12 protein-coding genes, 6 tRNA genes and 2 pseudogenes are annotated in these 11,063 nt (G+C 69.0%); 8 read left to right on the top strand and 12 right to left on the bottom strand.

Going from position 1 to position 11,063, the window contains the following annotated elements; genetic code table 11:
- The 6 genes and pseudogenes from GRC12_RS35665 to GRC12_RS35690 form a co-directional block, all read right to left on the bottom strand.
- Positions 1 to 260, bottom strand: a pseudogene (locus tag GRC12_RS35665) (hypothetical protein); the annotation flags it as partial.
- Positions 261 to 321: 61 nt separating this feature from the next.
- Positions 322 to 1,209, bottom strand: coding sequence for a carbohydrate ABC transporter permease (locus GRC12_RS35670; RefSeq protein WP_208784153.1), 888 nt, complete (start codon positions 1,207 to 1,209; stop codon positions 322 to 324).
- Positions 1,206 to 2,162, bottom strand: a complete 957-nt coding sequence (locus GRC12_RS35675) for a carbohydrate ABC transporter permease (protein ID WP_208784154.1) — start codon at positions 2,160 to 2,162, stop codon at positions 1,206 to 1,208. Before GRC12_RS35675 ends, GRC12_RS35670 begins: the two co-directional genes overlap by 4 nt.
- Before the next feature lie 23 nt (positions 2,163 to 2,185).
- Positions 2,186 to 3,475, bottom strand: coding sequence for an ABC transporter substrate-binding protein (locus GRC12_RS35680; protein WP_208784155.1), 1,290 nt, complete (start codon positions 3,473 to 3,475; stop codon positions 2,186 to 2,188).
- Between the two features lie 332 nt (positions 3,476 to 3,807).
- A tRNA-Val gene (locus GRC12_RS35685) sits at positions 3,808 to 3,879 on the bottom strand.
- A gap of 57 nt (positions 3,880 to 3,936) precedes the next feature.
- Positions 3,937 to 4,395: a TIGR02611 family protein gene (locus GRC12_RS35690; protein WP_208784156.1), complete on the bottom strand. Its 459-nt coding sequence runs from the start codon at positions 4,393 to 4,395 to the stop codon at positions 3,937 to 3,939.
- Between the two features lie 201 nt (positions 4,396 to 4,596).
- On the opposite strand from GRC12_RS35690, the gene GRC12_RS35695 reads away from it, so the two are divergent.
- Positions 4,597 to 5,010, top strand: coding sequence for an SsgA family sporulation/cell division regulator (locus tag GRC12_RS35695; RefSeq protein ID WP_004002642.1), 414 nt, complete (start codon positions 4,597 to 4,599; stop codon positions 5,008 to 5,010).
- Positions 5,011 to 5,248: 238 nt separating this feature from the next.
- Complete coding sequence (locus GRC12_RS35700) at positions 5,249 to 5,809, top strand: CGNR zinc finger domain-containing protein (protein WP_208784157.1); 561 nt, start codon at positions 5,249 to 5,251, stop codon at positions 5,807 to 5,809.
- A 113-nt stretch (positions 5,810 to 5,922) separates the two neighbouring features.
- Here GRC12_RS35700 and GRC12_RS35705 read toward each other — a convergent pair whose 3' ends face one another.
- Positions 5,923 to 6,075: a hypothetical protein gene (locus tag GRC12_RS35705; RefSeq protein WP_208784159.1), complete on the bottom strand. Its 153-nt coding sequence runs from the start codon at positions 6,073 to 6,075 to the stop codon at positions 5,923 to 5,925.
- Positions 6,076 to 6,230: 155 nt separating this feature from the next.
- A complete protein-coding gene (locus GRC12_RS35710) occupies positions 6,231 to 6,674 on the bottom strand; it encodes a hypothetical protein (protein ID WP_208784161.1) in 444 nt (147 codons plus the stop codon).
- Between the two features lie 233 nt (positions 6,675 to 6,907).
- Here GRC12_RS35710 and GRC12_RS35715 point away from each other — a divergent pair, with 233 nt between their 5' ends.
- Complete coding sequence (locus GRC12_RS35715) at positions 6,908 to 7,423, top strand: DsbA family protein (protein ID WP_208784163.1); 516 nt, start codon at positions 6,908 to 6,910, stop codon at positions 7,421 to 7,423.
- Positions 7,424 to 7,449: 26 nt separating this feature from the next.
- Here the strand turns inward: GRC12_RS35715 and GRC12_RS35720 are convergent, their stop codons facing one another.
- From GRC12_RS35720 to GRC12_RS35730, 3 genes are read right to left on the bottom strand one after another with little or no spacing between them, the layout of a single operon-like run.
- On the bottom strand, positions 7,450 to 8,274 hold the full coding sequence (locus tag GRC12_RS35720; RefSeq protein WP_208784166.1) for a GNAT family N-acetyltransferase: 825 nt from the start codon (positions 8,272 to 8,274) through the stop codon (positions 7,450 to 7,452).
- A 52-nt stretch (positions 8,275 to 8,326) separates the two neighbouring features.
- Positions 8,327 to 9,148: an aminotransferase class IV gene (locus GRC12_RS35725; protein WP_208784168.1), complete on the bottom strand. Its 822-nt coding sequence runs from the start codon at positions 9,146 to 9,148 to the stop codon at positions 8,327 to 8,329.
- The gene (locus tag GRC12_RS35730) at positions 9,145 to 10,197 is read right to left on the bottom strand and encodes a chorismate-binding protein (protein ID WP_208784170.1); all 1,053 of its coding nucleotides are present in this window, start codon (positions 10,195 to 10,197) and stop codon (positions 9,145 to 9,147) included. Before GRC12_RS35730 ends, GRC12_RS35725 begins: the two co-directional genes overlap by 4 nt.
- Before the next feature lie 178 nt (positions 10,198 to 10,375).
- Between GRC12_RS35730 and GRC12_RS35735 the strand changes: the two genes are divergently transcribed.
- From GRC12_RS35735 to GRC12_RS35755, 5 genes are all read left to right on the top strand, one after another.
- Positions 10,376 to 10,448, top strand: a tRNA-Gly gene (locus GRC12_RS35735).
- A gap of 39 nt (positions 10,449 to 10,487) precedes the next feature.
- Positions 10,488 to 10,561: transfer RNA gene (locus tag GRC12_RS35740), tRNA-Cys, on the top strand.
- A gap of 1 nt (position 10,562) precedes the next feature.
- A tRNA-Val gene (locus tag GRC12_RS35745) sits at positions 10,563 to 10,634 on the top strand.
- Positions 10,635 to 10,657: 23 nt separating this feature from the next.
- Positions 10,658 to 10,729 (top strand) — tRNA-Val (locus tag GRC12_RS35750).
- A 12-nt stretch (positions 10,730 to 10,741) separates the two neighbouring features.
- A tRNA-Val gene (locus GRC12_RS35755) sits at positions 10,742 to 10,813 on the top strand.
- A 51-nt stretch (positions 10,814 to 10,864) separates the two neighbouring features.
- On the opposite strand, the pseudogene GRC12_RS47160 reads toward GRC12_RS35755, so the two are convergent.
- Positions 10,865 to 11,063, bottom strand: a pseudogene (locus GRC12_RS47160) (hypothetical protein); the annotation flags it as partial.

Consider the following 11,063-nt stretch of genomic DNA (forward strand, 5'->3'; position numbering starts at 1 on the left):
ACCCAGACCAGCGCCACGGCGACCCAGCCGCCGAGCCCGACGACCCACCCGCGCCGCACGGCCGTACGGAAGTCGCCGGCGAACTCCCGCCAGCCGCCGCCCCGATGAGCCGTCCGCCGGCGCAGATGCCGCGCTCCCGCGGCGAAGGCCGCAGGGTAGGTGACCACGCCGGCCGACGCGACCGCGATCCACACCCCGGTCAGCAGACACTCGGCGAACACGGCGAACCGCTCGCCGAGCCGCGCGGTGGTATGTGACATAGCACTGAAACCCTCGGATCCCCCGGGTACCTTCACCCGCACCCGAGCCATCGCGCCCACCTCACCCCTTCAGCCCGGACGTCGCCATGCCGTCGATCAGATAGCGCTGGAAGGCGAGGAAGAACAGGAGGACGGGGAGGAGCGCCACAAGGGACATGGCGATGAGTCCGCCGTAGTTGGCCGCCACGCCGTCGGAGTCGCGGAACATCATCATGCCGAGGGAGACGGTGTACTTGCCGGGCTCGTTGAGGTAGATCAGCGGGCCCATGAAGTCGTTCCAGGCGTTGATGAAGGTGAAGATCGCGCTGGTGATCAGCGCGGGCCGGCACAGCGGCAGCACGATCGACCAGTAGATCCGCAGGTGCCCGCAGCCGTCGATGCGCGCCGCCTCGTCCAGTTCCCTCGGCAGGTTCCGCATGAACTGGACCATCAGGAAGACGAAGAACGCCTCCGTGGCCAGGTACTTCCCGAGCAGCAGCGGCACATAGGTGTTGATCAGCTCCAGCTTCTGGAACATCACGTACTGCGGTATGAGCAGGACGTGGTACGGCAGCAGAAGGGTGCCGATCATCAGGGAGAACAGCAGGTTCCGGCCCGTGAACCTGATCTTCGCGAAGGCGTACGCCGTCAGCGAGCAGGAGATGAGGATGCCGACGACGGCACCGCCCGCGTAGAACAGGGAGTTCTTGAAGAAGGTCCAGATGGAGATGTCGGCGATGCCGTCGGCGAGGCCCTTGAAGTTCGCCAGGATCGGGTGGCCGGGAAACAGCTGCAGGCTGTTGATGATGTCCTTGCTCGGCTTGAACGAGGCGCCGACGACCCACAGCACGGGGTAGAGGATGACCGCGAGGATCAGCAGGGCGCCGATGTGCCAGGCGAGCGAGCCGGTGCGCCTGCGGTTCAGGGGCAGGGGCTTCGTGGCGGTCGGTCTGGTCGTGGTCGCGCTCATCGGGCGTCCTCCTCGTAGTGCACCCATTTCTTCTGCGACCAGAACAGGACGGCGGTCACCAGCGCCACGGCGAGCAGCAGCATCCAGGCCATCGCGGAGGCGAAGCCCATCTGGGCGTTCTTGAAGCCCTGTTGGTACAGGTAGCAGGTGTAGACGAGCGTGGCGTCGGCCGGGCCGCAGTAGGTGTTGGAGACGACGTAGGCCGAGCCGAAGATCTGGAAGGAGTGGATGGTCTCCAGCAGGACGTTGAAGAACAGCACGGGGGAAATCATCGGGAGCGTGATGCTCCAGAACTTGCGGAAGGCTCCGGCACCGTCGAGTTCCGCGGCCTCGTACAACTCTCTGGGCACCTGCTTGAGACCGGCCAGGAAGATGACCATGGGAGCGCCGAACTGCCAGACGGTGAGCGCGACGAGGCTGTAGAGGATCCAGTCGGGGTTGCCGACCCAGCCGCCGGCGTGGATGCCGACGGCGGACATCGCACGGTCCACGATGGCGTTGTCGGAGAAGATCGACCGCCAGACGAAGGCGACGGAGACGCTCGCGCCGATGAGCGAGGGGGCGTAGAAGGCGGCCCGGTAGAAGGCCTGTCCACGTCTGCTCTGGGCGAGCAGCAGCGCGACCCCGAGGGCGAGCAGCAGCTTGAGCGGGGTGCCGATGACGACGTACTTCGCCGTCACCGCGACCGACTTCTGCCACCGGGGGTCGTCGAACATCTTGGTGAAGTTGTCGAGCCCGACCCACTTGGGGGTGTTGAAGAGGTTGTAGTCGGTGAAGGCGAAGTAGAGCGAGGCGACCATGGGGCCCGCGGTCAGGAGCAGGAAGCCCGCGATCCACGGGGACATGAAGAGGTAGCCGGCGAGGTTCTCCCGGCGGCCCCGCCGCTTGTCGGCGGCGGGGGCGGCGGAGCGGGCCCGCCGGGTGGCGGGCGGTGAGTCCTTGACGAGCGTCACGGTGCTTTCCCCATCGGTTCCGGTCAGGCCTGGAAGGCGGCCTGGGCCTCGTCGAAGAACTGCTTCACCGCGTCGGAGGTCTTGACCTTACCGAGGCCCAGGTCACCGCCGATGCGCAGGAAGGAGGCCTCGATGGTGTCGGCGCCGGAGGGGTGCGGGGTGATCGTGCCGAGGACTCCCGCCTTGGCGGTGTCGGCCTCGTACTGCGCGATCTCCTTGTTGACCGGGTCGGTCGGCTTGAAGGCGTCGTACTGCTCGGTGGCGGCGAGGATGCCCCGGTCGTAGCCCATGATCTTGCCGACCTCGGGGTCGTGGACCATGAAGTCGATGAACTGGGCGACCTCCTTGGGGTGCTGGGTGCGCGACGACGCGCTCAGCATCAGGGAGGCGAGGTACTGACCGGTGTGCTTGCCGTCCATGGTGGGGATCGGTGCGAGGCCGTACTCGCTGTCGCCCTCGGCCGTGTAGCGGACGGTGAAGTTGTCCCAGGTGAATTCCGAGGCTCCGTGTCCGGCGGAGAGCGAGGACTTGGGACGGTCCTGCGCGACGATCTTCGGGTCGGTGATGATGCCGGCCTTGGTCCGGTTGTAGCCGTCCTGCCACCACTCCGTCAGATCGGCCTTGTCGAAGCCGAGTCCGTCCTTGGTGTAGAACGCCTTGCCGTTCTGCCGCAGGTACAGGTCGTACAGGTACATGATGCTGAAGTAGCCCGTGTCGCCCGGCACCTTGGTCTTGTCGTGGATGGTCTTCAGGGCCTTGAAGTAGTCGTCCCAGGTCCAGCCCGGGTGCGGCTCCACGCCCGCCTTCTGGAAGACCTTCTTGTCGACGACGAGAGCCATGGTGTTGGAGCCGACGGGGACGCCGAGCTGCTTGCCGTCGACCTCGCCGACCTTCGTGACACCGGCCCGGAAGTTGTCCAGGCGCAGATTCCCGGCGTCGATCTGCGACTTGAGGTCGAGCAGCACGCCTCTCTTGTCGTACTTGCGAAGGAATGTGACGGCGTTTTGGAAAACGTCCGGGGGATTTCCGCCGGAGGCCTGTGTCTGGAACTTCTCCCAGAAAGACACATAGTCCTGGAAGTCCGTCTTCACCTTGATCTTCGGATACTTCTTCTCGAAGAGCTGGATGGTCTGGTTGATCTTTTTGGCACGTTCGTCGGCCCCCCACCACGAGTAACGGATCGTCACCGTGCCGTCGGCCGAGGTGCCGCTGTTTCCTCCGCACCCCGCCGTCGCTCCCAGCCCGAACACGGCCGCCCCCGCCCCGGCCGCCTTCAGGATCGTACGCCTCTCAACATTCCTGCTGGTTCCCACAGTCGGGCCTCCCCGGCGTCGTCGCCTGTGCATGAATCGTTTCAAGTAAGCGCTTGCTGGCACAAGTTACGGAGGGCCTCGGAGTGCGTCAATGATTCGGACAGGATTTTCTTGTGGTCCCGCCGAGCGCCTCGGAGCGACGGGACGGCGGTATGCGCCGCCGATCGCGACGACGTCACAGGTGAGGGAGGTGCGATCGACGGACCGAACGGCCGACAGCCGATGGTGCGTGAAGGCGGTACGGCCGAAACTCGTCCGGGAGATCGGGGAGTTGGCCTGCGGACACGACAACGGCCCACCTGCACTGAAGCAGATGGGCCGCCGTCTCCGGGTGGGCGATACTGGGTTCGAACCAGTGACCTCTTCGGTGTGAACGAAGCGCTCTCCCACTGAGCTAATCGCCCGGGCGCAGGAAGAACATTACCCCATGTCAGGGGGTGCACCCGCACCCCCGGCACAGCTCACTGATCCTTGATCTTCCAGGGCATGACCATTCCGAACTTCCACAGGTACACCCCGACCAGGACAGCGACGATCACGAGGCCGATCACGGTGAGTGTGATGTTGCGGCGCCGCACCTTGGGGTCGAGGGCCTTCTGGGCCGCCTCGGTGACCTTCCGCTTCGTCCAGCGCAGCACCAGCTGGGCCCAGACGAACTCGGTGGCCCAGACGGCCATGCCGGCGAAGATCACCACCCAGCCGGGCCCGGGCAGCGGAAGCATCACGATGCCGGCCCCGACGATCGCGAGGCCGACGACGAAGACGCCGACCTGCCAGCTCAGATGCAGGGCGCGGCTGCGCTTGATGAAGCCCGGCGCCCTGGAGCCGAGTCCCTGCTCGCTGTCCGGCTTCGCCTCGTCCGCTTGCGTCCCGTCCGATGCCGCGGCGACCTCGCCCGACTGGTCACTCCCCGTATTCATACGGCCAAACTTTACCTTACTTTACTGACCGGAAACCAGTCACCGGAATGGCCGTACCGTACGAAGGAGGTCTCGGCCGGAAGAGTTACGTAAACGCACGCAAAACACTCAGAGGGGTTTACAACGGCACCGTAGGTGGCATGTCGATTTCGCCGACGTGCGAATCCCCGAGCGCACACTGAGCGAAAGGCCCTGGCGCTTATGAACACCACGGTCAGCTGCGAGCTGCACCTGCGCCTCGTTGTGTCGAGCGAGTCCTCCCTGCCTGTCCCCGCAGGCCTGCGGTACGACACGGCCGACCCCTACGCCGTGCACGCCACCTTCCACACCGGAGCCGAGGAGACCGTCGAGTGGGTGTTCGCCCGCGACCTCCTCGCGGAGGGTCTGCACCGGCCCACCGGCACCGGCGACGTCCGAGTCTGGCCGTCGCGCAGTCACGGCCAGGGGGTCGTCTGCATCGCCCTGAGCTCACCGGAGGGCGAGGCGCTGCTGGAAGCCCCGGCGCGGGCTCTGGAGTCCTTCCTGAAGCGGACGGACGCCGCCGTGCCGCCCGGCACGGAACACCGGCATTTCGACCTCGACCAGGAGCTCTCCCACATCCTGGCGGAGAGCTAGGCCGAGGCCGCACCAAGCCGCCCGGCGCCGTCGACTCGGGGAGACGGCTCGGGCCAGGACAACCGCATACGGCACGCGTCGGCGCCGTCCCACGGTGGGACGGCGCCGACGTGCGCGCCCGGGGCGGCCACGGAAGCCGGACCGCGGGGCGCCGGGGCCGCTCTCCGTCTCCCGGAAACCATTACCATCGGCCAGCATCGGCGGGCGTGTGCCCGACCCCCAGGCCAGGGAGCGAAACGTGCTGATCACCCACGACACCCGGTGCGCCCTCGACACCGTGGTCGATCTGGTGAACACCGCGCCGGAGGACGACACGACGCCGGACGGGCTGCCCGACGTGGCGGCGCTCGAGGACTTCGTGCAGAACCACGAGGTCAGCGATGTCGGCGTACTGTCGGAGTTCGATCTCTCGGCGGTGAAGAAGATCCGCGGGCGGTTCGGGTCGGTGTTCGCGGCCGCCGACGCCCGGATCGCCGCGGGACTGATCAACGAGCTGGTCGCGGCCGCGGGCACCACGCCCCGCCTCACCGATCACGACGGCTACGACTGGCACGTGCACTACTTCGCGCCGGGCGCCTCCGTGGCCGATCACCTCGCGGCGGACTGCGGGATGGCGCTTGCCTTCTTCGTGGTGGCCGGCGAGCAGGAGCGGCTGCGGCGCTGCGAGGCCCCCGACTGCCGGCGCGCCTTCGTGGACCTCTCCCGCAACCGGTCGCGGCGCTACTGTGACAGCCGTACGTGCGGGAACCGTCTGCATGTCGCCGCCTACCGGGCGCGCCGCAAGGAGGCGGCGGGCTGACGGGCACGATCGAGGGGCCCGGACGGTGTGGTGATGTGTGCCGGTGGACTGAAGGCGGTCGTGCGGTGTCGTCGTGATCCCCGGCGGGTGACGCCGGGGATCACGGGTACGGCTCAGAGCAGCAGCAGATCGTGCAGCGCAGCCATGAGCAGCAGACACCCGATCACCGCAAGGAAGATCATCAGCGGTGGCTGGGAAAGGGCGAAGAGGCATCCGCGCGGCTCGTCCTTCGGCGGCGCGGTTTCGCCTTGTGTCGTGTCCAGCATCTCGCGGGCGATGATGGCGCAGACTGCGGCTTCCGCGCGATCAACACGCCCGGAATGACCAGGAGTTCGCCGGATCCCGTGATGTCCGATTCCGGAAGTGACCGGTTCAGTGCACGGCCTTGATCCACTGTGTCGTTTCAGTCGTCATGCGAGGGTCATATGCCGTGCTTCTTCAGGATGGCCTCGATGTCGCTGAAGTCGTCCGTGGATCCGGAGCGGGGTGCGGTCGCGGGGCGGGTGGCCGCCTGGGTCCCCGGCCCCAGGGAGGGCGCCGAGGCCGTCGGGGCGACGGTGTCGCGCCGCGCGGCGGCCTTGGCCTCCTTGCGCTCCTTGCGGGTGCCGCCCCGGCGCCGCTCCACGGCCCGGGTCGTGGAGAACAGCAGCCAGGCGACGCCGAGCACGCCGAAGCCCGCCCAGGCCGTGACGCTGAAGGCGGTGTCCGCGAGCCACTGCACGACCCCGGTCATCACCAGGCCGATGGGCACGAGGGAGTAGGCCGCGATCCGGGCGGCCGAGAGGAAGCGCTTGCGGTACGCGGTGACCGCCGCGATGCCGAGGCCGGCCGCGGACACGGCGGAGCAGATTGTCTCGGCGATCATCCGGTCCTCCAGGCAGGGCTCGGTCGGGCAGGGGCACTTCGTCCCTTCCATCCTGCACCGCCCGGACCCCGCCGGGCCATGCCTCGGGCGGACATCAGGGACATCTCCGGGTCCCCTCCTCCCCAGGTGCCGGTCGGATCCCCACCCCCGGGTGGGGATCAGGGTCGGCGCGGTGGACCGGCACCGTCCAGCTCGATTGGGTCGGCCTCGCCCCGACCTGGGAGACTGACCGCATGAGCGACTCCTCCCCCGCGCCCACGCCCGTCCTCGAGGTCTGGTGCGAACTCCAGTGCCCCGACTGCCGCAGCGCCCTGGACGATCTGCGCGCCCTGCGCGCCCGTTACGGCGACCGGCTGGAGCTGCGGCTGCGGCACTTCCCGATGGAGAAGCACAAGCACGCCTTCGCCGCCGCGCAGGCCGCCGAGGAAGCGCTGGAGCAGGGCCGGGGCTGGGAGTACGTCGAGGCGGTGCTGGGCCGGGTGGAGGAACTGGACCGCAAGGGGGAACCCTTCCTGGTCGAGGTCGCCGGTGAACTCGGCCTTGACGCCGAGGAGTTCGACACCGCGCTGATCGACGGCCGGCACATCCTGATCGTCGACGCCGACCAGGCCGAGGGCAAGGCGATCGGCGTGACCGGCACGCCGACGTACGTCATCGGCGGGGAACGGCTGGACGGCGGCAAGAGCCAGGCGGGGCTGCGGGAGCGGATCGAGCAGATCGCGGACCGGCTGCTGGCCGACGGGGCCTGAACGCCCGAGTGGGCCGAGAGCGGGTCCTAGATCAGGTCCTTCTGCAGGTTGTGGGAGGTGGTCTCGTAGCCGAGCGACTCGTAGAGCCGCTCGGCCGGGGCGTTGCCGGCGAAGACGTGCAGGCCGATCCGGTCCTTCCCGGCGGCGATCGCCTGGATCTCGGCGAGCAGCATCAGCGCCCGTCCGTGGCCGCGGCCTCGGTGGCGGGCGTCCGCCTCGACGTCGAGCACGTACGCCATCTCCGACCACAGTCCCACCCACAGCGTCCCGACCGGTACCCCCTCGTGCTCCAGCACGCTGATCACGGTGTTCTCGCTGGCCAGACCGTCGGGGAGCAACTTGGCGTGGCCCTCGTCCGCCTTCTTGCGGGCCTCCTCGGCGGACACCCCCCGCTCGACCATGCTGCGGACGTAGTGTTCGCTCTCGTACTCGATCCAGGGGCCGTACTCCGCCTCGGTCATGGGCCGGGCCGAGCTGCCCGTGGGCAGTTCCGGCGGGGTCGTCCCCAGCCGCTTGACCATGTTCCGGCTCCTGCGGACGTACCCGAGTGCCGTGGCGAGGCGCAGGGCTCCCTCCGCCTCGCCGGGGACGGGTGCCTCGACGCGCTTGCAGCCCCAGGCCCGGGCGATCTCCTCCGCGGCCAGCACCGCCACCGTGCCGCGTCCGCGTCTGCGGTCCGGCTCCTCGATGCGCAACTCGGTCAGCCGGGCCACCGTCGGGCCGAAGCCGGGGTCCGTGGACAGCCGTATCCCGCCCACGGGACGGCTGTTCACACAGACCTGGTAGTGGCGCGACTGTGTGCCGTCCGCGTGGCGCTGTAGCGGCTCGGTCGGCCGCAGGGTCGTGGTCATCAGGGGTGTTCTACCCGCCCGGCAGGCCCGCGTCAGCCCGTTTTTCCGGGCCTCACGGATCCAGGTCGGCGCCGGACCGCTCGTCGAAGATCCGCATGGCCTTGGCCGTCACCGGGCCCGCCGTGCCCGGCAGTTCGCGGTCGTCGACGCCGTGGACGGCCTGGACGTCGCGCAGGCTGGAGGTGAGGAAGACCTCGTCGGCCCGCTCCAGGACGTCCAGCGGCAGGTCGCTCTCCCTGGCCCCGGTCCACTCGACCGTCAACGCGCGCGTGATGCCCGCGAGGCAGCCGGAGGCGAGCGGCGGGGTGTGGATCTCACCGTCGAGGACGACGAAGACGTTCGACCCGGTGCCCTCGCAGAGTTGGCCGACGGTGTTGGCGAACAGGGCCTCGGAGGCGCCGTGTTGGTGGGCGCGGGCGAGCGCGACGACGTTCTCGGCGTACGAGGTCGTCTTCAGGCCGGCCAGGGCGCCGCGTTCGTTGCGGGTCCAGGGGACGGTGATGACGGCCGTGGAATCCGGGCGGCGGGCCGTCTCGCCGAGGGCGACCACGAGGGTCGGGCCGTGCTCGCCGCGGTCGGAGCCGAGGGGGCCGTGGCCGCCGGTGTAGGTGATGCGCAGCCGGCCGAGGGGCAGCGGGTTGGCCTCCAGTACCGCGGCACAGGCGCGGCGGATCTCGTCGTGGTCGGGGTCGGGCAGACCGAGGCCGCGGGCCGAGCGGGTCAGCCGGTCGAGATGGCGGGTCAACGCGAACGGCCTGCCGTCCACCGTCTTCACCGTCTCGAAGATGCCGTCGCCCACCGTCAGCCCGTGGTCGAACACGGACACGCGGGCGGACTCGATGTCCCTCAGCCCGCCGTCGAGCCAGATCTTCACGTCAGTCCCTCTCCGCTCACCAGGTCTCTGCCCGACGCTACCTCCAGCAGTCGGGCCGCCTTCAGCTCGGTCTCCCGCCACTCCCCCTCGGGATCGGAACCCCAGGTGATCCCGGCACCGGTCCCGAACCGCAGCACCGGCGTGCCGTCGGAAACCCGGTCGATCCAGAACGTACGGATCCCGACGGCCAGCTCCCCTCTCCCCCGGTCGGCGTCCACCCATCCGATGCCCCCGCAGTACGGGCCGCGGAGGGTGGTCTCCAGGGCGTCGATGATCCGCAGGGCGCTGGACTTGGGGGCGCCGGTGACGGAGCCGGGCGGGAAGGCCGCCGTCAGCAGCTCGGGCCAGCCGGCACCGGCGCCCAGCTCGCCGCGGACCGTGGAGACGAGGTGGACCAGGCCCGGGTGCTTCTCCACCGCGCACAGGTCGGGAACGGTGACGCTGCCGGTGGCGCACACACGCCCGATGTCGTTGCGGACCAGGTCCACGATCATCACGTTCTCGGCGTAGTCCTTCTCCAGAAGGTCCGCCTCGGTGCGCCCGGTGCCCTTGATCGGCCCGGACTCGACGATCCTCCCGTCGCGGCGCAGGAACAGTTCGGGCGAGGCGGTGGCGATCTCGACGCCGTACCCGGGCAGCCGGATCGTGCCCGCGTACGGCGCCGGGTTGCCGCGTGCCAGCAGCGCGGTGAGCGCGTCCACGTCGGCGTCCGGCGCGACGGGTGCGGTCAGCACCCGGCAGAGGTTCGCCTGGTAGACCTCGCCGGCCGCGATGTGCTCCCGGATCCGGCGCACACCGGCCGTGTACGCGGCGCGGTCGAGGGAGGACGTCCAGTCACCGGGCCCGGGTCCCCGCCACCGCCCCGGCACCGGCGCGGGCACCGGTTCCTGTCGTACGTCCCGGAAGCGGGCGCAGGTCAGACGGCCCTCGAAGTCCGCGACGACGGCCCAGAAACCGGTGGAGTCGAGGGCCGCGGGGTCGCTGGTGACGTCGAGGAGGCCGGTGGCGACACGGGTGCCGAAGCGGGCGAGGGGAGGAAGGTCGAGCACGCCGTCGAGTCTAGGGCGGGTGTCCGAAAGGTGACCTCGGCATGTCCCCGCGGATGCCCAGGCCACGCCCGTGAGCAGGCGCAGCGCAGCACGCTGCGCAAACGCGTTTTTGTACTGGCCCGGGAATCCGCTAGAGTTCAACACGTCGCCGGGCCGCGGGAGCGGAACGAAACGACAAGCGGACGTAGCTCAGTTGGTAGAGCGCAACCTTGCCAAGGTTGAGGTCGCGAGTTCGAGCCTCGTCGTCCGCTCGAAGGATCAAGGGGATCTTCCCGGACCCCCGCACTCCTGGTGGAGTGGCCGAGAGGCGAGGCAACGGCCTGCAAAGCCGTCTACACGGGTTCAAATCCCGTCTCCACCTCCAAGGACGATTAGCTCAGCGGGAGAGCGCTTCCCTGACACGGAAGAGGTCACTGGTTCAATCCCAGTATCGTCCACTGGAGCCTCACGGCTTCGACCCGCGCGATTAGCTCAGCGGGAGAGCGCTTCCCTGACACGGAAGAGGTCACTGGTTCAATCCCAGTATCGCGCACGCAGTACACGAGGACGATTAGCTCAGCGGGAGAGCGCTTCCCTGACACGGAAGAGGTCACTGGTTCAATCCCAGTATCGTCCACACACCGAAGCCCCCGGCCCTGCGGCCGGGGGCTTCCTCGTGTGCCGGTGCTCAGCTGGAGAACAGCATGTGGCCGAAGCTCTTGTGGCGGTGGTGACCGCCGTGGTGGCCTCCGTAGTGACCGCCTCCGTGGCCGCCGTGCGGGTCGCCGACACCGGCGGGCGGGTCACGGCCGAGGTCCCCGCCGCCTGGGACCGCCAGCTGCGCGACTCGGGCTGGGATCCGCGGGCGCTCGGCCTGCCCGGCGGGC

This window comes from Streptomyces griseorubiginosus, from assembly GCF_017614965.1.
Lineage (GTDB): Bacteria > Actinomycetota > Actinomycetes > Streptomycetales > Streptomycetaceae > Streptomyces > Streptomyces griseorubiginosus_B.

What these genes read in the sequence shown, in the direction of transcription:
- GRC12_RS35695 (WP_004002642.1), top strand. Translation starts at nt 4,597, where the DNA reads ATGAACACCACGGTCAGCTGCGAGCTGCACCTGCGCCTCGTTGTGTCG.
- GRC12_RS35705 (WP_208784159.1), bottom strand. Translation starts at nt 6,075, where the DNA reads ATGCTGGACACGACACAAGGCGAAACCGCGCCGCCGAAGGACGAGCCG.
- GRC12_RS35715 (WP_208784163.1), top strand. Translation starts at nt 6,908, where the DNA reads ATGAGCGACTCCTCCCCCGCGCCCACGCCCGTCCTCGAGGTCTGGTGC.
- GRC12_RS35690 (WP_208784156.1), bottom strand. Translation starts at nt 4,395, where the DNA reads ATGAATACGGGGAGTGACCAGTCGGGCGAGGTCGCCGCGGCATCGGAC.
- GRC12_RS35670 (WP_208784153.1), bottom strand. Translation starts at nt 1,209, where the DNA reads ATGAGCGCGACCACGACCAGACCGACCGCCACGAAGCCCCTGCCCCTG.
- GRC12_RS35710 (WP_208784161.1), bottom strand. Translation starts at nt 6,674, where the DNA reads ATGATCGCCGAGACAATCTGCTCCGCCGTGTCCGCGGCCGGCCTCGGC.
- GRC12_RS35720 (WP_208784166.1), bottom strand. Translation starts at nt 8,274, where the DNA reads ATGACCACGACCCTGCGGCCGACCGAGCCGCTACAGCGCCACGCGGAC.